The 21219-nt window shown below is 73.1% G+C and carries 21 protein-coding genes and 1 pseudogene; 11 read left to right on the forward strand and 11 right to left on the reverse strand.

Annotated features, from left to right (window positions below):
* Nucleotides 1-110: 110 nt before the first annotated feature.
* The 4 genes from ACFYU0_RS18050 to ACFYU0_RS18065 form a co-directional block, all read right to left on the reverse strand.
* Nucleotides 111-512 carry a hypothetical protein gene (locus ACFYU0_RS18050; RefSeq protein WP_389302166.1) on the reverse strand — a complete coding sequence of 134 codons (402 nt, stop codon included), beginning with the start codon at nt 510-512 and terminating at the stop codon, nt 111-113.
* Nucleotides 513-546: 34 nt separating this feature from the next.
* Nucleotides 547-687, reverse strand: a complete 141-nt coding sequence (locus ACFYU0_RS18055; RefSeq protein WP_355073588.1) for a hypothetical protein — start codon at nt 685-687, stop codon at nt 547-549.
* Nucleotides 688-844: 157 nt separating this feature from the next.
* Entirely contained in the window at nt 845-1774 is a 930-nt protein-coding gene (locus ACFYU0_RS18060) for a hypothetical protein (protein ID WP_355073590.1), read from the reverse strand.
* A gap of 156 nt (nt 1775-1930) precedes the next feature.
* Entirely contained in the window at nt 1931-2770 is an 840-nt protein-coding gene (locus tag ACFYU0_RS18065; RefSeq protein WP_389302169.1) for a hypothetical protein, read from the reverse strand.
* Between the two features lie 92 nt (nt 2771-2862).
* On the opposite strand from ACFYU0_RS18065, the gene ACFYU0_RS18070 reads away from it, so the two are divergent.
* The gene (locus ACFYU0_RS18070) at nt 2863-3897 is read left to right on the forward strand and encodes a sodium-dependent transporter (protein WP_389302172.1); all 1035 of its coding nucleotides are present in this window, start codon (nt 2863-2865) and stop codon (nt 3895-3897) included.
* Nucleotides 3898-3904: 7 nt separating this feature from the next.
* On the opposite strand, the gene ACFYU0_RS18075 is transcribed toward ACFYU0_RS18070, so the two are convergent.
* A complete protein-coding gene (locus ACFYU0_RS18075; protein ID WP_389302173.1) occupies nt 3905-5224 on the reverse strand; it encodes a histidine kinase dimerization/phospho-acceptor domain-containing protein in 1320 nt (439 codons plus the stop codon).
* A 158-nt stretch (nt 5225-5382) separates the two neighbouring features.
* On the opposite strand from ACFYU0_RS18075, the gene ACFYU0_RS18080 reads away from it, so the two are divergent.
* Genes ACFYU0_RS18080 through ACFYU0_RS18100 form a run of 5 tightly spaced genes read left to right on the forward strand, consistent with a single transcriptional unit; the run spans nt 5383 to nt 10836 of the window.
* Entirely contained in the window at nt 5383-6003 is a 621-nt protein-coding gene (locus ACFYU0_RS18080; RefSeq protein ID WP_389302175.1) for a hypothetical protein, read from the forward strand.
* A 5-nt stretch (nt 6004-6008) separates the two neighbouring features.
* Nucleotides 6009-6740, forward strand: coding sequence for an ABC transporter ATP-binding protein (locus tag ACFYU0_RS18085; protein ID WP_389302177.1), 732 nt, complete (start codon nt 6009-6011; stop codon nt 6738-6740).
* Complete coding sequence (locus tag ACFYU0_RS18090; protein WP_389302179.1) at nt 6727-7416, forward strand: ABC transporter ATP-binding protein; 690 nt, start codon at nt 6727-6729, stop codon at nt 7414-7416. Before ACFYU0_RS18085 ends, ACFYU0_RS18090 begins: the two co-directional genes overlap by 14 nt.
* Nucleotides 7413-10055 carry an FtsX-like permease family protein gene (locus tag ACFYU0_RS18095; RefSeq protein WP_389302182.1) on the forward strand — a complete coding sequence of 881 codons (2643 nt, stop codon included), beginning with the start codon at nt 7413-7415 and terminating at the stop codon, nt 10053-10055. The genes ACFYU0_RS18090 and ACFYU0_RS18095 overlap by 4 nt, the downstream gene beginning before the upstream one ends.
* A gap of 52 nt (nt 10056-10107) precedes the next feature.
* Nucleotides 10108-10836 (forward strand): response regulator transcription factor, encoded by a 729-nt coding sequence (locus tag ACFYU0_RS18100; RefSeq protein WP_389302185.1) that lies wholly within the window; start codon nt 10108-10110, stop codon nt 10834-10836.
* A 63-nt stretch (nt 10837-10899) separates the two neighbouring features.
* On the opposite strand, the gene ACFYU0_RS18105 is transcribed toward ACFYU0_RS18100, so the two are convergent.
* The 6 genes from ACFYU0_RS18105 to ACFYU0_RS18130 all read right to left on the reverse strand — a co-directional run bounded on the left by ACFYU0_RS18105 (nt 10900) and on the right by ACFYU0_RS18130 (nt 16885).
* Nucleotides 10900-11568, reverse strand: a complete 669-nt coding sequence (locus tag ACFYU0_RS18105; protein ID WP_389302188.1) for a response regulator — start codon at nt 11566-11568, stop codon at nt 10900-10902.
* Nucleotides 11565-12845 carry a sensor histidine kinase gene (locus tag ACFYU0_RS18110; RefSeq protein ID WP_389302190.1) on the reverse strand — a complete coding sequence of 427 codons (1281 nt, stop codon included), beginning with the start codon at nt 12843-12845 and terminating at the stop codon, nt 11565-11567. The genes ACFYU0_RS18105 and ACFYU0_RS18110 overlap by 4 nt, the downstream gene beginning before the upstream one ends.
* A 27-nt stretch (nt 12846-12872) precedes the next feature.
* On the reverse strand, nt 12873-13712 hold the full coding sequence (locus ACFYU0_RS18115; protein WP_389302192.1) for an ABC transporter permease: 840 nt from the start codon (nt 13710-13712) through the stop codon (nt 12873-12875).
* Nucleotides 13709-14647, reverse strand: a complete 939-nt coding sequence (locus ACFYU0_RS18120; RefSeq protein ID WP_389302195.1) for an ABC transporter ATP-binding protein — start codon at nt 14645-14647, stop codon at nt 13709-13711. Before ACFYU0_RS18120 ends, ACFYU0_RS18115 begins: the two co-directional genes overlap by 4 nt.
* Nucleotides 14648-15587: 940 nt before the next feature.
* Nucleotides 15588-16517 carry a M56 family metallopeptidase gene (locus ACFYU0_RS18125; protein ID WP_389302197.1) on the reverse strand — a complete coding sequence of 310 codons (930 nt, stop codon included), beginning with the start codon at nt 16515-16517 and terminating at the stop codon, nt 15588-15590.
* A complete protein-coding gene (locus tag ACFYU0_RS18130) occupies nt 16514-16885 on the reverse strand; it encodes a BlaI/MecI/CopY family transcriptional regulator (protein WP_189923322.1) in 372 nt (123 codons plus the stop codon). The genes ACFYU0_RS18125 and ACFYU0_RS18130 overlap by 4 nt, the downstream gene beginning before the upstream one ends.
* Before the next feature lie 131 nt (nt 16886-17016).
* Between ACFYU0_RS18130 and ACFYU0_RS18135 the strand changes: the two genes are divergently transcribed.
* The 5 genes and pseudogenes from ACFYU0_RS18135 (at nt 17017) to ACFYU0_RS18155 (ending at nt 21087) form a co-directional block, all read left to right on the forward strand.
* A complete protein-coding gene (locus tag ACFYU0_RS18135; RefSeq protein ID WP_061915605.1) occupies nt 17017-17685 on the forward strand; it encodes a DedA family protein in 669 nt (222 codons plus the stop codon).
* A complete protein-coding gene (locus tag ACFYU0_RS18140) occupies nt 17682-18287 on the forward strand; it encodes a phosphatase PAP2 family protein (RefSeq protein ID WP_389302202.1) in 606 nt (201 codons plus the stop codon). Before ACFYU0_RS18135 ends, ACFYU0_RS18140 begins: the two co-directional genes overlap by 4 nt.
* Complete coding sequence (locus tag ACFYU0_RS18145) at nt 18284-19096, forward strand: phosphatase PAP2 family protein (protein WP_389302206.1); 813 nt, start codon at nt 18284-18286, stop codon at nt 19094-19096. Before ACFYU0_RS18140 ends, ACFYU0_RS18145 begins: the two co-directional genes overlap by 4 nt.
* Nucleotides 19050-19711, forward strand: a pseudogene (locus tag ACFYU0_RS18150) (response regulator transcription factor). The gene ACFYU0_RS18145 and the pseudogene ACFYU0_RS18150 overlap by 47 nt, the downstream one beginning before the upstream one ends.
* Nucleotides 19708-21087 carry a sensor histidine kinase gene (locus ACFYU0_RS18155; RefSeq protein WP_389302209.1) on the forward strand — a complete coding sequence of 460 codons (1380 nt, stop codon included), beginning with the start codon at nt 19708-19710 and terminating at the stop codon, nt 21085-21087. The pseudogene ACFYU0_RS18150 and the gene ACFYU0_RS18155 overlap by 4 nt, the downstream one beginning before the upstream one ends.
* Nucleotides 21088-21219 lie beyond the last annotated feature (132 nt).

Below are 21219 nucleotides of genomic sequence, written 5' to 3' on the forward strand. Positions count from 1 at the left end.
TCAAGCCCGTCGCCGTGCCGTGCCGGCTTTCGAAGGTCCCTGTCGCTCCGCGCCCGGCCGCTCAGCGGCGGGGTGACGAGAACGCCGGTGCGTGCCCGCGCGCTCGCCAGTCAGTGGGCGGGGGTGGACCGTACGGCCCGGGTGGCCCACAGCAATACCAGCGCGGCGGCCTGGGCGCCGACGACGACAACGATCAGAAGGGGGAGGGAGGCGTCGTACAGCACTCCGGCCAAGGCACCGCCCGCCAACGCGGCCCCTCCCATGATCCCGGCGAAGACGCCGTACGCGGTGGCCCGGCGGCCAGGGGCCACGAGGTCGGCGACGGTGGCACGCAGCGTGGACTCCTGGACCCCGACCGCGGCGCCCCACACCAGCGCACCCACCACGGCGACCCCCACCGTGTCGGTGAACGCCAGGGCCGGAACGGCGGCGGACAGCAGCGGCAGGACGACCAGGACCTGCGCCGAACCGGTCGTACAGCCAGCCCGTGGCCAGCGCCTGGCCGGGAGCACCCGGCCTTGCGACCCGCTCTGTGATCACCAGGGTTCAGGCCACCCACAGCACTCCGGTCAGACCGAGCACCGGGACGGTGGCCGCGGTCAGCACGTAGCCAGCGATCGTCCATGCTCCGCGGCCGTGGTCGGCGTGGTCACGGGGAGGGGGCCGCGTGCCTGGCAGGCCGGACATGGCCTCTCGGACATCGGACCACCTCCTGGGGGCGCTCTCCTCTTCACCGGACGAATCCGGCACGCGCATCTTCCCTCGACACGCGGCGGCAGTCAGATGGGGAGGCGGGCGCAGGACGCTCTCCCACGCCCGTCGGAGGTGCTGACGTCGTTCGTGCTCACCCGTCCCGCTCGGTGGCCCGGCCGTGCCCGCCCGTCTCCGGAGGCAGGGCCGCGGACCGGGCAGGGCTGCGGCGCTCCTGAGCGTGGGCGTAACCCGTCAGACCGACCAGCACGGCCAACAGCACGGCAGACGAACCCGCCGTACCGAGGTCGAGTCCGCCCTTGGCGACCGGCTTGGTCAGGAAGTCGCCGGCTGTCGCGCCGAGCGGGCGGGTCAGCACGAAGGCGATCCAGAACAGGAGGACGTTCGGCACGACGGGCACCCGCATCAGGGCCACCAGCACCACCAGGACGCCGGTCACCAGCGCCGCCCCGCCGGCGTATCCGAGGCCCGAGCTGTCGGACAGGAAGTCGCCCATCGAGGTGCCGAGCGTGTTGGAGACCAGGATCGCCGACCAGAACAGCGCCTCCCCGCGGAAGCTGACGATGTCACGGATGACGAACGTCATCCCGGTCAGCTTCCAGACGGCGAAGATGACGATGAGGAGCGAGATCAGGATCGCTGCGCCCGTCGGATATCCGAGACCGAGGCCCTGCGGTCCCCAGCCCAGTGAATCGGCGCCGCTCGAGAGGTACTTGGCGCTGGCGTCGCGGTTCATGAAGTCGGACATCGTGGTGCCGGCCATGCTGGTCGACAGGATGACCGTCCAGTAGAAGAACGGGTTGTAGCGGCGGGAGCGCAGCTGGACGACCAGGGTCACCACGAAGAGCAGGAACAGGGCGATCGTGGTGAGGAAGTAGCCGAGCTTCAGGGTCTGGGCGAACAGGTCGCCGGCCGTCTCGCCCAGGGTCGTCGCCGCGATCTTCATGATCCAGAAGGCGAGGGTGACCTCGGGCAGCTTCTTCATCACCGACCTGGTCGTGGCCGCGGCCCGTTGCTGCAGGGCGGCGACGTCCAAGTCGGTGTGGACTTCGGGATTCTCCATGTCGGACACTCCGCTTCGTGGGGGGTGTGCAAGGGCGCCCGTCTCCGCGAGGGGGACGGGCGCCCTGCGACACACGGGCCGACCGCGCAGGCCAACCGTGGTTATCCGATCTTGTCGGTGATCGCCTGAACGCTTCCTGAACACCTTCCCAGCCGTTCAGGCCGCCTGCCGGGCGACGCGCGCGGGGTCCGCAACGTCCTTGCGGGTCACCGCCAGGTACACCACCAGGCCGAGGATGACGGCCAGGAAGACCCCGCTCGTGACGACGGTGCCGAACCCGAGGCCGCCGTCGCCGGTCGGCTGGGACAGGTAGTCGCCGATCGAGGCTCCGAGCGGGCGGGTGAGGATGCAGGCGATCCAAAAGCTCCACACCGCGTCCAGGTCCAGCGCGAAGTGCGCGATCGCCACGGCGGCGATGGCCAGTGCGCATTGGACTGCCGAGAGCCAGTAGCCCAGGTCCACGCGCTCGGAGACCAGATCGCCGCCCGCCGTTCCGAGGGCGAAGGCGAACAGTACGGCCAGCCAGTAGTACGCCTCTCGGCTGGGGGTGTCGATGCTGTGGAGGGAAAGGGTGCGCTCGCGCCGGTACCAGACGACGAACACGACGACGAGAAGGACGGCGAACACCGCGGTGGTCGTCCCCAGCGGCACGCCCATGTCGTCGGTGAGGTTGTCGCTGATCAGTGTGCCGACGACGCTGCTGAGGGCGACGGCGAGCCAGTACACGCCCGCGCGGTACGCCTGGGTGCGGAACCGCACGACGAGGACGACCGCGAGCAGCGCGCTCATGAGCACGGACACGCCGGTCAGGCCCAGACCTGCCTTCTCGTCGAGCAGGTCGGCAGCGGTCTCGCCGACCGTCGTGCAGAGCACCTTGATGATCCAGAAGCAGGCGGTGACCTCGGGGACCTTGTTCCAGTGCGGACGGCGGGACGGGCGAGCGGAGGCACTCGTGCCCGGTTCGACCTCGGGAGTCCCGGAGAGTTCGTAGGCCATGGGACAGGACGCTGCCAGCGGTTGCCTGAACGCATCCTGACTGCCGCGCGGCTTTCCCGGCCCGCCGCGTCCGGTCTGATCATGATGGGGCCATGCACAGCAGCGCCGCGTCCTGGCTGCGGCACCGGCTCGGCCGCGCCGTCGTCCTGTCCTATGCCTGCGCCCTGTTCCTGCCCGGACCCGGCCTGTGGCTACGCCGTTCCCATCCCCTGCCTCCGGCGCACCTGACCCTGCACACCGCACCGCTCCTGTTGTCCCTGGTGCTGTTCTCGGCCGGACTCCAGGTGCCCGTCCGTGCGCTGGGCGCGCTGCTGCGTCATCCGAAGGCCCTGTTCGCCGGCTTGGTGCTGCACCTGGCGATCCCCCTGGCGGTCGTGCCGCTCGTCGCCCTGCTCCTGCGGCGCACCCCGGACGCCGACGGCGGCAGCGGACTGCTCACCGCGATGATTCTCGTCGTGGCGATGCCCGTCGCCGCCGGGGCGACCGTGTGGACCGAAAAGAGTGACGGCGATCAGCCCACCATGGTGGGCCTCGTCCTGGCCTCCACCCTCCTCAGCCCGCTGACCACCCCCGTGTTGCTGGCGACGCTGTCGCCGCTGCTCAGCGGCGGCTACGCGCACACCCTTGCGACCACCGGACGACTGGCGGGAAACGGATCCGCCCTCACCGCCGTGGTCCTTCCCTGCGCGGCGGGCCTGCTGGGCGCACTCGTCCTGTCCGCGCGATGGCTGGGCCGCCTGGTCACGACGGTGGCGCCGTCGGCCGTGGCCGGTTCGCTGGTCCTGACCTACGTCAACGCCAGCGGCGCCCTCGGATCCGTCCTCACCCGGCCACGACCGCTCCTGCTCGCCGCTGCCCTGGCCGTGGCCGCCCTGGTCTGCCTGCTCTCCTTCGTCCTCGGCCGGGTCGCCGCCCACTTCCTGCGGCTGGAGGCGGGGACCGCCTCGTCGCTGACGCTCGCCTGCGGCATGAACAACAGCAGCGCCAGCGCGGTGCTGATCACCACGTCCCTGCCCGACAAACCGCACCTGCTGCTGCCGGTCCTCGCCTACGGGCTGCTGCAGAAGATTGCCGCGAACCGGATCGTCACCCGGCTGCGACCGGCTCCCACCGCAGCAGGCGCCTGAACCCTCCTCAGCCGTCGCCCTCGGAGCCGGGCTCCTCGCGGCGTACGGGGACGAGCAGGGTGAAGGCGGCTGGACGGCGGCCGGTCAGGGAGAGTCTGCCACCCAGTGACACGGCCAGGTCGCGGGCGAGGGACAGGCCGATGCCGGAGCCCTCCCCCGCGCCGGTGCGGCCGCGGTCGAACAGCCGGGACGCCTCGCCGTCCACCGCGCCCTCGTCGCTCACATCGAAGGCGACGGCTTCCCCGAGGTCGCGGGCCGTGAGGCGCACGGTGCCGCGCCCGTGAACGCGCGCGTTCTCCAGCAGGACGCCGAGGATCTCGGTGACGGGAGCGCCGAGGACGCGAACGTCGTCCCCCGTCTCAAGGGCCGCTGCCTCCAGGCGTCTGCCGTCGCGGGCGAACAGTCCGTGCCAGCGCTCCTCGGTCTCGCGCAGCAGCTGGGACACAGGCGTGTCCGGTGCGGGCCGACGCGGCAGGCCGTGGAAGCGGGACAGGCGCAGCACCTCCTCCACCGTGCGGTGCAGGCGTCGCGTGGTGGTCAGGGCCTCCTCGAGGGCGGGGCGCAGCCGGGCGTCGTCGTCCTGGGCGAGCCCCGCCTCCAGGGTGAGCTGCAGCCCGGTGAGCGGGGTGCGTAGCTGGTGGGAGGCGTTGGCGGTGAAGTCGCGCTCGTGGCGCAGGAGTTCGGTCAGGCTGTGCAGCATCTCGTTGTGGGTCCGCGCGACCTGGTCGATCTCGGCGACGCTGCTGGACGCGGCCCGGGCGCTCAGGTCGCCGGCGGTGACGGCCCGGCAGTGCCGGGAGAGGTCCTCCAGCGGCGCCGCCAGCACCCGCGCCTGCCTGCGGGCGACGAGGACGGCCACGGTCAGCGCGAGGGCGCAGACCCCGGCGAGGACCGCCCAGGCGATCAGGACACGGTCGCGTACGGCGGCTGCGGGCGAGGAGGCCCGTACGACGCCGATCACCCGCTCGGCGTGCGAGACGGGTACCGCGACGACCAGGTCGCCGCCCGACCGACCGCGCACCACCTCCGCGGCCAGCGCCCGTCGCACGGCCGGGTCGCCGGTATGGGGGCCGGTGCCGGCCCGCAGGCGCAGCGAGGGGTCGTACAGACCGAGACGGCCGTCGGGCGGTGGCGCGGGCAGTTCCACGGGGTCGCCGGTCGCGTAGTCCGGGCTGACGCGTACCGCCCCGGACAGGGCCGCCCGTTCCAGGGTGTCGCGCTGGTCGGCGTAGAGGGACGACCTGATCGCCAGGGCCAGCGGGACGGCGAGGAGGACGACGGCGACCAGGGCGGCGGTGAGGGCGACTCGCACCACGCGCTGTCTCATGCCCCCATCCTGCGGGCCCCCGACCGGTCCGTGGGCGGTCCGCCACGCGCTTTTGCCGTCGTCTAACCGTCGGCGTGCGGGGCGTTAACCGACGGCTGTCTAGCGTCGGTGACATGGCAGCAGAGCAGAACCCGGCAGTAGCTCGGGAGGGCAGTGGCATGTCGTACAAACGTATCTCCGCCGGCCTCGTCGCAGTGACGGTGGTCGCGGCGGTGATCGCGGGGTGTTCCGGATCGTCGTCCGGGGCGCATTCCGGCCCGGGTTCGACGGCCCCGGTGCGGGCGAACCCGGCCCCCACCGAGTCGAACCCGCCCGGGGACATCCCCGACAACCAGGTGTTCGTGGCCTACCGTCCCACGGGCGGCTTCACCGGGTTCACGGTGAAGGTACCGGAGGGCTGGGCCCGCACCGACAAGGGCGGTACGACCGTCTTCACGGACAAGCTGAACAGCGTCACCATCGCTACGGCGGGCGCCTCCACCGCCCCGACCGTCACCTCCGTCAAGGACACGGTCGTACCTCACCTGCGCGGGGCGGTGCCGAAGTTCGCATCGCCGAAGGTGTCGCAGGTGACCCGTAAAGCGGGCCCCGTCGTCCTTCTCACCTACCAGGGCGACTCGGCCAAGGACCCGGTCACCGGCAAGGTGGTGCGCGACGCGTTCGAGCGGTACGCCTTCTACCGGCAGGGCCACGAGGTGGACCTGACGTTGTCCGGCCCGGTCAACGCCGACAACGTCGACCCGTGGCGGATCGTCAGCGACTCGTTCGCGTGGCGGTGAGTGCGATGCCCGCCGGACCGTCCGACGACGACGTGGTGCTGGCCGCCCGGGAGCTCTACCGCTTCTACCGGGCCGGCGAGGAGGAGACGCTCGCGCTGCGCGGAGTGTCACTGCGGGTGCGGCGGGGGGAGACGGTCGCCGTCGTCGGCCCGTCGGGGGCGGGCAAGTCGACCCTGCTGGCGTGCCTGGCCGGGCTCGACGAGCCGTCGGGCGGCGAGGTCCGGGTGGCGGGCGTGCGCATCAGCCATCGGCCCGAGACCGAACGCGCTCGGCTGCGCGCGCGTCATGTGGGAGTGCTTCTGCAGTCCCGCAACCTGCTGCCGCATCTGACCGTGCGCGACAACATCCGACTCGCCCAGCACGCGGTGCGCGGCCGTCCCGCCGTGCGGGCCGGGACGCTGCTGGAACAGGTGGGGCTCGGGCGGCGGGCGGGCGCGCTGCCGCGGCAGCTGTCCGGCGGTGAGCTGGCCCGGGCCGGGCTCGCCGTCGCACTGGCCAACTCCCCCGCCGTGCTGCTGGCCGACGAGCCGACCGGCGAACTCGACGGTGTGACGGAGGAGTTGGTGCTGCGGATGCTCCGGGACCGGGCGGCGGACGGTTGCGCGGTGCTGATCGTGACGCACAGCGCGGAAGCGGTGCGGGGGGCCGACCGAGTGATCACACTGGACGACGGGCGGGCCCACGAGGGACGCGAGGGAAGCGCTCGGGCGAAGGAGAGCAGCCATGTCCTGCGCTGACCTGCTCGTCTCCTGCCGGGGCGTCGCCCTCACCTTCGGCCGGGGCCCCACCGCCGTGGTGGCTGTGCACGGCGCCGACCTTGACGTTCGCTCCGGCGACCGGCTGGCGATCGTGGGACCGTCCGGGTCGGGGAAGTCGTCCCTGCTCCATCTGCTGGCCGGGCTCGAACGCCCCACCAGCGGCACGATCACCCGGCCAGGACTCCACGCCCCCCGGGACATCGGCCTCGTCTTCCAGGCCGACAGCCTCATCCCCGCCCTCGACGTCACGGAGAACACCGCGCTGCCGCTCCTCCTGGCGGGACATCCGCAGGAGGAGACCCGCCGTCCGGTCGCCGAGGCGCTCGACGTGGTCGGCGCGGCCGGGCTGGCCGACCGGCTGCCCGACGAGATCTCCGGCGGCCAGGCCCAGCGAGTGGCCGTGGCCCGGGTGCTGGCGCAGGCGCCCCGGCTGATCCTCGCGGACGAGCCCACCGGCCGCCTCGACCACGCCACCGGCGCCCGCGTCCTGGACGCCCTGCTCGCGGCGGCCGACCGGACGGGCGCGGCCCTCGCCGTCACCACCCACGACCCCGCCGTCGCCGCCCGGCTCACCGTTCGGCGGGGCATGCGCGACGGCCGGCTGCTCGCACCCGAGGCAGCGCAAGCGCCGGACCCACGAGGGAGCCTGTCATGATCACCGCCTGGGCGGGCGGCCTGGCCCGCCACCGCATCGGACGGCTCCTGGCCGCCGTCGCCGGGATCGCCCTCGCCGTCGCCCTGGTCGCCGCGCTCGGCTCCTTCCTCACCGCGTCCAAGGCGACCATGACCCAACGGGCGGTCCGCTCGGTCGCCGTGGACTGGCAGGTCGAGGTACAGCCGGGCGCCGACCCGAACGCAGTCCGGTCGCTGGTGCAGGCCGCCGGCGGCACCCGGGCCGCACTGCCCGTCGGCTTCGCCCGCACCACCGGCTTCACCGCCACCGTGGGAGGCAGCACCCAGACGACCGGCCCCGGCGTCGCGCTCGGCCTGCCGGCCGACTACCGCAGCCAGTTCCCCGACGAACTGCGCACGCTGTCCGGCTCCGGCACCGGCGTCCTGCTCGCCCAGCAGACCGCCTCCAACCTGCACGCCGCCCCCGGCGACACCATCGGCGTACGGCTGCCCGGCGCCGGACTGCGGCAGGTGCGGGTGGACGGCGTGGTCGACCTGCCCCAGGCCGACTCGCTGTTCCAGAAGGTCGGCGCGCCCACGCAGTCCCAGCCGACCGCTCCCCCGGACAACGTCGTCCTCCTGCCCGCCGCCCGGTTCGCCTCCCTCACCCGGGGAGCCACCGACGTCACCACCCAGATCCACGTGGCCCGCGACGCGAAACTGCCGGCCGACCCGGCCGCCGCCTTCACCTCGGTCACCGGCGCCGCACACCACCTGGAGGCCAAGTCGGCCGGCTCCGCGCTCGTCGGCAACAACCTCGGCGCGGCCCTCGACTCCGCCCGTCAGGACGCCCTCTACGCCCAGATCCTCTTCCTCTTCCTCGGCGTCCCCGGCGCCGTCCTGGCCGCCGCCCTGACCGTGGCGGTCGCCTCGGCCGGCGGCGAACGGCGCCGCCGGGAACAGGGCCTGCTGCGGCTGCGCGGGCTGCGTCCCCGTCAGATCACCGCGCTCGCCGGCCTGGAGGCCGCACTGGTAGGCGCCGTCGGCGGCCTCGCGGGTCTCGGGCTCGCCGCGCTGACCGGCCGCCTCGCCTTCGGCGCCGCCTCCTTCGGCGCGGGCGCGGGCACCTGGGCCCTCTGGTACGCCGTCGCGTTCGTCCTCGGCGTGGCCGTGGCCGCCGCCGCCGTGCTCGTGCCCGCCCTGCGGGATCTGCGCACGGTGACCGTCGCCGACACCAGGCGGGAGCCGCGCGGGTCGCGTTCGCCCTGGTGGCTCCGGTACGGCCTGGACTTCGCGCTGCTGACCGGCTCCTGGCTGGTCTTCCGCGCCTCCTCCGGCAACCAGTACGCCCTCGTCCTCGCCCCGGAGGGCGTGCCCAGCGTTTCCGTCTCCTACTGGGCGTTCCTCGGCCCGGCCCTGCTGTGGCTGGGCGCGGCCCTGCTGCTGTGGCGGCTGACCCTGCTGGTCCTCGCCCACGGCCGGCCGGCCCTGGCCCGCCTCGCCCGGCCGCTGACCGCGACCCTCGCCACGACCACGGCGGCCGTGCTGTCCCGCCGCCGGCGGCCGCTGGCCCGCTCCGTGGTACTGCTCGCCCTCACCGTGTCGTTCGCGATCTCCACGGCCGTCTTCAACTCCACCTACCGTCAGCAGTCCGAGGTCGACGCCCGCCTCACCAACGGCGCGGACGTCACCGTCACCGAACCGCCCGGCGCACAGGTCCGGGCGAGCGCGGCCGACACGCTGAAGGTCTCCGGCGTCCGGCACGTCGAGCCCCTCCAGCACCGCTACGCCTACGTCGGCTCCGACCTCCAGGACCTCTACGGCGTCCGGCCCGCCACCGTCGCGAAGGCGACCTCGCTCCAGGACGCCTACTTCTCGGGCGGCACGGCCGGTCAGCTGATGCACCGGCTCGCCCAGCGCCCCGACAACCTGCTGGTCAGCGCGGAGACCGTGCACGACTTCCAGCTCTCCCCCGGCGACACCGTCAACCTCCGGATCCAGGACGCCCGCACGAAAACGCTGCGCACCGTGCCCTTCCACTACGCCGGGATCGTCAAGGAGTTCCCGACCGCGCCGAAGGACAGCTTCTTCGTCGCCAACGCCGCCTACGTCGCGAAGGCGACCGGCAGCGACGCGGTCGGCGCCTTCCTCCTCGACACGGGCGGCAGCCACCAGCAGCAGATCGCCGCACATCTGCGCAAGCAGCTGGGAACCGGCGCCGCGGTCACCGACCTCACGCAGACGCGCGGCACGGTCGGCACCAGTCTGACCTCCGTCGACCTGGCCGGACTCACCCGGATCGAGCTGGCCTTCGCGGTGCTGCTGGCCGCCGGGGCGGGCGGGCTCGTCCTCGCCCTGGGCCTCGCCGAGCGCCGCCGTACCTTCGCCGTGGCCACCGTCCTGGGCGCTCGCAGCGGCCAACTGCGCGGCATGGTCCTCACCGAGGCCCTGCTGCTGGCCGCCGGCGGCCTGGCGGGCGGCGCCCTCATCGGCTGGGCCCTGTCCGAGATGCTCGTGAAGGTCCTGACGGGCGTCTTCGATCCACCGCCCGCGAGCCTGTCGGTGCCGGGCGGCTACCTGGCCCTGACCGCGGGCGCGGCCGTCGTCGCCGTACTGGCGGCCGCGCTGAACGGCATCCGCAGCGCCGGCCGGCCCGCCGTCGAGGAGCTGCGTGACCTGTGAGCGGACGGGAGCGGACGGGCCGCGCGCGTCGCCCGCTCCTACGCTGTCCAGCATGCGCACGCACGCGACCGCCGACCCCAGCCGTCACCGCGTCCTCATCGTCGAGGACGACGAGACCATCGGCCGCCACCTGGAGACCGGCCTGCGCGGCAACGGCTACGCACCGACCTGGAGCCGGACGGGCTCCGCGGCGCTGACCGAGGCCGCGCGGACCCCGTACGACGTGCTGCTGCTCGACCTGGGACTGCCCGACATGGACGGTCTGGACGTCGCGCGCGCCGTGCGCGCCCGGCACCCTGACCTGCTGATCGTCATCCTGACAGCCCGCACGGACGACATCGACGTAGTCGCCGGGCTGGACGCGGGGGCGGACGACTACCTCGTCAAGCCCTTCAGTCTGACCGTGCTGCTCGCCCGGCTCCGCGCCCATCTGCGCCGCCGGGTCGTCGCCTCGCCGCCGCAGGAACCCGTCCGGCTGGCCGACCTCGTCCTCGACGTCGTGGCCCGCCGCTGCACGCTGCGCGACGTGGACATCGACCTGCGTCCCAAGGAGTTCGACCTGCTCGCCGTCCTGGCCCGGCACTCAGGGGAGGCCGTCTCCCGGGAGACCCTGATGGCCGAGGTCTGGGACGAGAACTGGTTCGGCTCCACCAAGACCCTCGATGTCACCATGGCCGGGCTGCGCCGACGCCTCGCGCAGGCCGCCGACGCCTCGGTCCGCCCCACCGTCCTGCCCCGCATCAGCACCTTGCGCGGGCATGGCTACCGCCTGGAACTCTGACGGGCCCCGCCGCGCGACAGCAGCGAGCAGGCCGCCGGTCTTCCCGGCCGCCGCTCATCGGGTTCAGTCGGCGTTGGGCCGGGCGAGGCCGTGGTCGTAGGCGAAGATCACGGCCTGGATCCGGTCGCGGGCTCCGATCTTGGCCAGGACGCGGCCCACGTGGGTCTTGACGGTGGACTCGGAGAGCACGAACCGGGCGGCGATCTCGCCGTTGGTCCAGCCCTTGCCGACGGCGACGAGGATCTCCCGTTCGCGGTCGGTGAGGGATCCGAGCCTCGGGTCCTCGGCGGCGTCCCCCCGGTGGGAGGGGACGTACTGGGCGAACTCGTCCAGGAGGCGGCGGGTGAGGGCGGGTGCGATCACGGCGTCACCGGAGGCGACGGCGCGGATGCCTGCGAGAAGTTCCTCGGGGCGCGCGTCCTTGAGGAGGAAGCCGCTGGCCCCGGCCCGGATCGCGGCGTGGACGTACTCGTCGAGGTCGAATGTCGTGAGCACGAGGACGCGTGAGCGGCCGCCGGCGGCGACGATGCGGCGGGTGGCCTCGATGCCGTCCATGCCGGGCATGCGGACGTCCATCAGGACGACGTCCGGGCGCAGTTCGGCGGCCTTACGGACGGCCTCCGCGCCGTGGGCAGCCTCCCCGACGACGTCGGTCTCGGGGACGGAGTCCAGGAGCAGGTGAAAGCCGTAGCGCTGCAGCGGCTGGTCGTCCACGACGAGGACGGTGGTCACCGGTCACCGCCCCGGGGCGTGAGGTCGAGGACGGCTTCGACGCTCCACCCTCCGCCGTCCGTGGGTCCCACACTGACGGTTCCGCCGTACAGAGCCGCTCTCTCCCGCATGCCCACCAGGCCGTGTCCTTCCTCGTTCGGCGGGCCCGGCCGTGTGGCTGGGCCGGTGTCCTGGACCCGGATGCTCAGCCGGGTGCCCGTCACGACGACCGCCAGGTGCACCCGGGCGTCGTCGGCGGCGTGCTTCATAGTGTTGGTGAGGGCCTCCTGGACGATCCGGTACACCGTCAGCTGGACCCCGCCGTCCAGGGCCTCGACGTCGCCGGAGGTCCGGTAGACGACCTCCAGTCCGGCGGCGCGCACCGTGGCGCACAGCGCGCCGATGTCCGCGATGCCGGGCTGCGGGCTGAGCTCGGGCCCGCCGACCGGGCCGTCCCCGGTCTCGCGCAGTACGCCGAGCACGCGCCGCAGCTCGCCGAGGGCCTGCCGGCCGGTGTCGCCGATGAGCCGCAGGGCCTCCTTGCCCCGTTCGGGTGCGATGTCGGTGGCGTAGGCGCCGGCGTCGGCGAGCGTGATGATGACGGACAGGTTGTGGCCGACGATGTCGTGCATCTCGCGCGCTACCCGGGTGCGTTCGGTGGCGGCCGCGAGTCTGCTGCGCTGGTCGCGCTCGATCTCCAGCCGGGTCGCCCGGTCCCGCAGTCCGGCGAGCTGGGCCCGGCGGATTCGTACCACGAGGCCGAGCGCGAGGGCCGCGGTCGCCGTGCTCAGCAGGAAGAACAGCGCGTCCCAGACGGACACGGCCGAGGACGCGCGGAACGCGACCAGCAGCATGGCCCCGGCCATCACCGCACCGGCCCACGGCAGCTGCCGCAGCCGACCGTGCAGGGCCAGGCTGTACAGGGCGACGAAGAGGGCGACGTCCGCGCGCAGCGCCGCGCCCAGAGACCACTGGAGGACGAACACCGCTGCGATGACGCCGAAGGCCGCCATCGGCCTGCGTCGCCGCCACAGCAGGGGCAGTACCAGTCCTGCCTGCAGTGCCAGCATTCCCGCGACGGGCAGCTCGGTGAAGGCGAGCCGGAAGCGGCGTGGTCCGTCGCCGTCGTCCACACCGCCGCGCAGCAGGTCGGGCAGGCAGAACATCAGGAAGACCACGATCAGGACCGCGGTGTCCAGCACCCACGGATGTGTCCGGTCGGCCTGCCGCAACCGCTGGCCGCCCCGGGACAGCCGGGCGACCAGCGGTCCCATCCCGCTGATGTCATCGTTGGTCACGGACGTCACCTGCCCATGGTGCGGGCGTCAGACGTCGGTGCGCGCGAGCCGGTACGCCGCGCCGCCCAGCGCCAGCGCCGTCCAGCACAGGAAGACCAGCAGCCCGGCGCCCGGCGACAGGGTCGTCGAGTCGTGGGTCAGCGCGAACATCGACTCACCCGCGTTGGACGGCAGATAGGGGCTTATGTCGTCCCGCCAGGAACTCGGCAGCAGGGAGATCAGCCCCGGGATCAGCATCAGGGCGGCGACCAGCACCGAGATCCCCCCGGCCACCGACCGCAGCAGCGCGCCCAGCGCGGTTCCGGTCACCCCGACGAGGCCGAGGTAGAGCCCGGCGCCCAGCAGACTCCGCAGGACACCGGCGTGCGAGAGGCTCATGGCCGCGGGCGTGCCCGAGACGATTCCACTGCCGAACAGGAAGGCGACGAACCCACCCACCGTCCCCACGACCAGTGCGACCAGTCCGAAGACAGCAGCCTTGGACCACAGCACGGGCAGCCGGCGGGGCACCGCCGCGAGCGTGGAACGGATCATGCCGGTCGAATACTCCCCCGCCGTGACCAGCACGCCGAGCACGCCCAGGGCCAGCTGGGCGAAGTTCGTGCCGAAGAGGGACAGGCTGACGGCCGTCGAATCGGCGAAGTCCCGGTCCAGGTGGCCGGAGCCGATCCCCGACTTGTAGCGGCTCGCGGAGATCAGGCCGAAGGCCACCAGGAACAGCAGGCCGAGGCCCAGGGTGATCCAGGTCGAGCGCAGGGACCACAGCTTGGCCCACTCGGAGGCGAGCACGCGCCGTCCGGTCACCCGGTAGGCGGGGCGGGCGGGAGTGGTCCTGGGTTCCTCCGCGGTCGCGGTGAGGGTGCTCATGCGGGCCTCCCGAGGGTGTCGATGCCGGTCGTGGAGCCGTGGTACTCCACGGCATCCCTGGTCAGGTCCATGAACGCCTCCTCCAGTGACACGCTCCGCGCGCTCAGCTCGAACAGCGCGATCCCGTGCTCGGCGGCCTTAAACCCGATCTCGCGGGCGGTCAGCCCGGTCACCTGGAGCTCCTCGGAGCCGATCCGGCCGGTGATGTCGACGTCCGGCCCGGCGAGTACGTCTCTCAGCCGGGCCGGGTCCTGGGTGACGACCTTCACCGTGTCGCCGCCGGCCTGGCGGATCAGGTCTGCCACGGTCGTGTCGGCCAGCAGCCGCCCGCGCCCCACGATGATCAGGTGGTCCGCCACCAGGGCCATCTCGCTCATCAGATGGGAGGACACGAACACCGTCCGACCCTCGTCGGCGAGTCGTTTCAGGAGGTTGCGGATCCAGAGCACCCCTTCCGGGTCCAGCCCGTTGACCGGCTCGTCGAGCATCACCGTCTGCGGGTCGCCCAGCAGCGCGGCCGCGATACCCAGCCGCTGGCCCATCCCGAGGGAGAAGGCGCCGGCCCGCTTCTTCGCCACGCTGTCGAGCCCGGCGAGGCCGATGACCTCGTCGACCCGGCTGCCGGGAATGCCGTGGGTGAGCGCGAGCGCTTTGAGGTGGTTGTACGCCGAGCGGCCCGGGTGAATCGACTTGGCCTCCAGGAGGGCGCCGACCTCCTGCAGCGGAGCCTGGTGGCGGGCGTAGTGGTGGCCGTTGACGGTGACGGAACCGCTGGTCGGCGCGTCAAGGCCGACGATCATGCGCATGGTCGTGGATTTACCCGCGCCGTTGGGCCCCAGGAAGCCGGTCACCGTGCCGGGCTTCACCACGAAGTCCAGCCCGTCGACGGCCGTCTTCTCGCCGTACCTCTTGGTCAACCGCCGTGCGTCGATCATTCGCGTTCTCCCTGTCGGGCTCCGGCGTCCGTCACTTCGGACGCCTCACCGGCAACGCTAGGTGCCGAATCACCCGGATCCGGTGGTACCGGGAGGCTGAACCGCGGCGGGCGCGTAGTACCGCGGTACTACGTGGCCGCTTGCGCTGCTTCCGTGTTCGCCGGCCCCACAGCCGTCACAGCGGGCGCCCTCCCAGCGCCTGCGGCGCACCGGGCCCTTTCTCGACCAGGGGCCTCGCCGTCCGACGCGGCGTCGGCCAGTACCCGCGTGGCACAGGGGCCCCGGGGAAGGCGCTCGTCATGACGTGCGGCGGGGGGATGCGGGACCAGAGGGCCCGCACTCGCGCTGGGGCACCGCTCGCCAGGCGCCGCAGGACGGCAGGGGGCGGCCGGCAGGGCGCCGTGCAGCCTCGGATTCCGTTGGCATCAGCCGGCATCACAGGACAGAGCGGCGGATCACTGGCCCCGGCACCAGCAGGCCGGGGAACAATGGCAGCCAGGCCGCCAGCGGCCGGTAGCCGAAGACCGCCGACAGGGCCGCGGCTGCCGGCACCCCGGCAAGCCCGGACCACTCGGGGTGGGAAGCAGTACGGCGGCGCCGCCGGCAAGGAGATACTCCAGGCAGCAGCGGCGGTCACGGACCGCGCGTCGACCGCCCGCGCCCTCGCCCGGGCAGCGCTCGCGAGCCGGCCGCCGGCGCCACCGCACGGATTCGGCTCCACCGGCCGCGCGGTCTCCCGCCGTATAGTCGCCCTCAGGGCCCCCCTCCACACCTGTGGCCGCAGGGCGGGGACGGTTTTGGCGCTTGGCGCCCTCACTGCACTGGGCGCCGCCGACGCGACCGGCGACCTGCTCCGGCTGCTGGAGCTGGTCCTCGCCCGGGAATGATCACGCGGCGGGCCGATCCCGTCTCCGGCGGTGGGCCTCCGGGACCGAACCGGTCAGGGAGCCTCCTCGCCCTGGGCGACCTCGACCTCGTGGTGGAAGTCGACGACGCCTGCCGCTCCGGCGGCGACGGACAGGACCGTGCAGGCCACGAGAAGGAACGCGGTACGGCGGGTGGTGCGCGGGCGGGTCCGGGCGGGCGCGAGGAGCGCCGCGACGCGTTGCGGCACCGGTCCGGTCGTCGCCGCGGGCGCGAAGTCCGGTCGGGTGGAGGGAAAGACGTTTCCGGCGAGGGCGGCGCGGGCGATGGCCGTGGCGATCAGGCGCCGGTCCCCGGTGACCTCCGCGGCGGACTCGTCGGCGGCCCGCTCGGCGGCGAACCGGATGGTGGCGCGGGTGGCGCGCAGGGCGGGGTGGCAGTGGGCGGCGAGTTCGGCGGCGGCCAGGAAGTAGTGGTGCCCGGCCCGGTTGTGGGCGCGCTCATGGGCGAAAAGGGCCTCACGCTCGGCAGGTCCCAGAGTGCGCAGCATGGCGGTGGTGACGACGATGCGATGGGGCCGTCCGGGCAGGGCGTACGCGTCCGGATCGGGCGATTCGATCACGCACAGATCACCTGCGGCGGGACGGCGGTCGGCCTGCCTGCGGGCGGTCTGGAAGGCGCGGGTCTGCCGGAAGACCGAACGTGCGAGAGTCCAGACGCCGAGGCTGAGCACCCCCGTGGCCGCCATGGCGGCGGGGAGGACGACGTAGTCCGAGGGGGTCCGCAGGGGGTGGACGAGTTCACCGAGGACGGCGAAGGCGGGGACTTTGAGCAGTCCGGTCAGGACGAGGGCGCCGAGAGCGGCGACGCAGGCTCCCGCCAGCGCCAGGGTAGAGGCGGTGAGGACCCAAAGCGCGGTGGCGGGAGCCAGTCGGTCGAGGGTTCGGCGGGCCAGTGTCGGCGCGAGGAAGGGCAGGATCAGCGGGAGGAGCAGCAGAGCGGTCATCGCTCCTCACCCTCCAGGAGCCGGCGCAGGTGCTGCTCGTCGCCGGGACTGAGCTGGGCCACGAAGCGGGCCAGGACCGTCTCCCGGTCGGTGTCACGGTCGAGTTCGGAGTGCATGCGCCGGGCGGTCAGGCCGGGCGCGTCCTGCACGGGGAAATAGGCGTAGCCGCGGCCCTGCCGCTCCCGGTCGACGACGCCCTTCTCGTGCAGACGGGTCAGTATCGTCGCCACCGTCGTCCGGGCCAGGCCGGAGCCGAGCTCGATCTGCACCCGCCCTGGCGTGAGCGGGGCCCCGGCGGCCCACAGCGCGGCCATGACGGCGGCCTCGAGCTCGCCTGCCGGCCGCCTCTCGTCCCTCGCGTCGGTCATGGGAACGTCCCTCCCCCATCGTCTACAGTTCAGTAGACCGTCTACAAGATTGTAGTCAGTCGCCGGATGCCCTCGCTTCAGCGTTTCGCCGCATCCGACACTCCGGAAGAACGATGAAGGGGCCTCCGACGATGACCACAGCCGTACACCTATCGTCGCAGCTCGCCGTCAATGTGCTCGACGCGCGGTCGTTGCTGTCCGCGTTCGGTGTGCTGGGCGTGGGCGTGGTGCTGTTCGCCGAGACGGGGCTGCTGATCGGCTTCTTCCTGCCTGGCGATTCCCTGCTGTTCACGGCCGGTCTGCTGTGCACCGGCACCGCCGGGAGCGGCCTGAAGCTGTCGCTCGCCCCGCTCCTGGTCGCCGCGGCGGTGGGAGCGCTGGCCGGCTCGCAGTGCGGGTACCTCCTGGGCCGTCGAGCGGGCGGCACCCTGCTCGCCCGCAGCCGCTCAGCCCGCCTGCACGAGGGGGCGAGACGCGCGGAGGAGCTGCTGGAACGCTACGGGTACGCGAAGGCGATCATCCTGGCCCGCTTCGTTCCGGTGGTGCGCACGGTCCTGAACCCGATGGCGGGCGCCCTGCGGGTGCCGGTGCGGACGTTCACCGTCTGGCAGGTGACCGGCGGTCTGGTGTGGAGCCTGGGGCTCACCCTGGCGGGCTACGCGCTGGGTTCCTCCGTGCCGAACGTGGACCGCTATCTGCTGCCGATGGTCGCGGTGATCGTGGGCCTGTCGCTGATTCCTGTCGCCTCCGAGGTCTACCGCTCGCGCCGGGACGCGAAGGCGAAGGAGGCACGCGGATGATCATCGCCCTTGACGGCTCGCCGGTCGACGGCCCGGCCTACACCGACGTGGTGAACCTCGCCCGGCGCTCCCCCGTCTGGCTGGACGACACGGTGTCGGCCTGGTCGACGTACGGGCTCGTCGTGTTCGCGGTGCTCATGGCCGTCGGCTGGTGGCACGCCCGGCGTGTGGGCGCCACCGCGTCCGTGACGGCACTCGCCGTGCCGTTCGTCGTGGTCGTGGCCTTCGGGGCGGACGCGGTGCTGAAGCTGCTGGTGCGCGAGGACCGGCCCTGCCAGAGCCTGGGGGTGACCACGCTGGAGGCGTGTCCGGCGCCCGGCGACTGGTCCTTCCCCAGCAACCACGCGGCCATCGCCGCCGCGGCGGCCGTCGCCCTGCTGTTCGTCTCCCGCCGACTCGGCGCCGTCGCCGTGGTGGCCGCCGGCGCGATGGCCGCCTCGCGTGTCTGGGTGGGCGCCCACTACCCCCACGACGTACTGGCCGGTGTCGTGGTGGGCTCCGTGGCCGCCCTGCTCGCCATGTCGGCACTGCGCGGGCGTGCGGAGGCCGCAGGTCTGCGGCTCGCGGCCACCCGTCTGCGTCCACTGCTGGTGGTGTCGTGAAGCGCGGCGAGGCCGCCGAACTGGCCGGCAGCTGCGGGCTCGGAGCGTGGACGGCCTTCGGCGTGCTGACCATGGTCGTGGTGGGCCACGACGGCACACCGATGTTCGCGGACGCCGACCTCCTCTCGTGGTCCGTCGGCCACCGGCCCGACGTGGCGGCGGCGCTCGCCCGCGGACTGACCGACACCGGGACCGGTGTCATCCCGTACTCGCTGGCGGTGCTGGCCGCGCTCGTCGCGGGGCGCACCTCACGACAGCGCGCGCTCGCCGTCGCGCTCTGCCTGGGCTGCCTCGGTGCGGGCCAGGCGCTGCGGTACGCGGTGATGGCACTCGTCACCCGGCCGCGGCCACCCCTGACGGACTGGGCGACGCACGCCTCGGGATGGGCGTTCCCGTCCGGTCACACCACCACGGCGGCCCTCACCGCGGGGCTGCTGATCATCGCTGTCCGCGTGCGTGGCCCGCGCGGCACGACCCCGCTCACCCTGGTCATCGGCGGCTGGAGCGCTTCGGTCGGCCTGACCCGCGTCTACCTCGGAGTGCACTGGTTCACCGACGTCGTCGGCGGCTGGCTGTTCGCCCTGGGGTGGCTCGGCCTGTGCCTGAGCGCCGTGGCCCGCTGGCTGCCCGACCGATGGACCCCCGGCGCGACGGACACGGACTCGGCACGCGGGACGGCAGAACCGACGGGCAGCACAGCAGGTACCGAAACGCACACGGCACCGGAACAGACGGACGTAGCAGGAGAGCAGAGGGAGGGCCATGCGCCGGACGATCCTGGTCGTCGAGGACGATCACGCCCTGCGTGACGTGCTGATGCGCGGACTGCGCGACGAGGACTTCGACCCCGTACCCGCAACGGACGGTGCCACCGCCCTGAGGCTTGCCACTGCCGACATCTGTGCCGCCGTGCTCGACATCGGGCTGCCGGACGCGACGGACGGGACGTGTGCACGGCCATGCGCGCGAACGGCTTCCTCTCCCCCGTCATCTTCCTGACCGCCCACCACCGGCTGAGCGACCGGCTGTCCGGGTTCTCGGCCGGAGGCGACGACTACCTGCCCAAGCCGTTCCACCTCACCGAACTCGCGGCCCGCCTGCGGGCAGCCCTCAAACGGACCGCATCACCGCCTGCCGCCACGGCGGGAGACCTGGCACTGGACGCGGTCGGGCACGTGGTCAGCGTCCGAGGTACCCAAGTCGACCTGACACCGACCGAGTTCCGTCTCCTGGCGGCGCTCATGGCGGCTTCCGGCGGCATCGTGCGCCGTCGCGAGCTGGTCCGGGCGGCCTGGCCGGAGGGCGCCCAGGTCCACGACAACACCCTCGACCAGTATCTGAGCCGCCTGCGACGCAAGCTGCGCGCGGCAGGCAGCGAGCGGACCATCGGCACGGCACGCGGGATCGGCCACCGGCTGTCATGAACGGCACCCGCCATCGGCTGCGGCCCGTCGTGACCGTCTTCCTCCACCGTCTGGCGCCCCGCACGCTGCGCGGCCGGCTCTCCCTCGTGGCTCTCACCACGGCCGCGCTGCTGATGCTGGTCCTCACCGTCGCCTTCAACGCCGTGGCCCAGCACCGCCTCCAGCACCAGGCGGACGCCGAACTGCGCACCCGCGCCGCCGCCGTCGCGACGACCATCGACACCGCCGGCACGACCGTACGAGTCGTCGAGACCTCCGACGACGCCCTCCTCGACACCAACGTGTGGATCTACGCCGGCGGACGCCTGCTGGAAGAGCCGTCGAACGCCGGCCGCCTCACCCGTGTCGCCGACGCCCTCGCCGGGCGCGGCGGGCGGCGGTGCGTCACCGCCGACGTGGACGGCCCTCTCCGGCTGTGCTCGCAGCCGGTGTCCGGGGTCAAGAGCGGGGCCCTGGTGGTCACCGCGCTCGACCTCTCCCCCTACCGGAGTTCGGCCGCCACCCTGCTTCTGGGATCGCTCGCGCTGGACGTCATGATGCTCGCCTGCACCTACGCCCTGACCCGGCTGGCGGTAGGCCGCGCGCTGCGCCCGGTCCGCAGAATGACCGACCAGGCCACCCAGTGGAGCGCCGTCGCCTCCGCAGAACGCTTCGGCCATACGCGGCACCCGGCCGAACTAGCGCGCCTCGGCACCTCGCTGGACGCCATACTGGACCGTATCCGCACCCTCCTGCGCCACGAGCGGCTACTCACCGGGGAACTGTCGCACGAGCTGCGCACACCCCTGAGCCGGATCATCGCCGAACTCGACTGGTGGCGGACCCACCCCCGCACCGCCGACCAGACCCACGCCGCCCACAAGGTCATCGCGGAAGCCGCCCAGTCCATGCGCACCATCTGCGACACCCTCCTCGACGACGCCCACGGCGGCACACTCACCGCTCCCGGCACCGCCGAGGTCCTCCCCACGCTGCGACGCCTCACCGACGTCCTCGACTCCTCGGGTCACTTGACGGTCGCCGTTGACGGCCCGCCGCTGGAAGCCGGAGTCCCACCCGCCCTCCTGGAACGCATCGTCAGCCCGCTTCTGACCAACGCCTGCCGCTACGCCCGCTCCGAGATCGCCGTCCGCGCCCGTCGCGCACCCGACGGCGTGCGCGTCGAAGTCATCGACGACGGGCCCGGCGTGCCGCCCCCGTTCGCCGGACAGCTCTTCGAGCCCGGCCGGCGCGCGGATCCCGGCGACGGACACGGCGGAGCGGGCCTGGGCCTGCCGCTGGCGCGACGTCTGGCCCGCTCCGCCGGCGGCGAGGTGACGTACGACCCCGGTCACACCCCCGGGGCACGGTTCGTGGTCAGCCTGCCTGCCAGGTGACCACGCCTCACTCGGCGCGACCCGCGTATCACGGCGTGACGTCGCTGGACGCCCTTTCGGGAGACGGCCAGGTAGCCGACGAAGCCGAGGATCGCCACCGTCCAGGACAGCGTGACCGACCCCAGCCCAGCG

The sequence above is a fragment of the Streptomyces sp. NPDC003720 genome, from assembly GCF_042875075.1.
Taxonomy (GTDB): Bacteria; Actinomycetota; Actinomycetes; order Streptomycetales; family Streptomycetaceae; genus Streptomyces.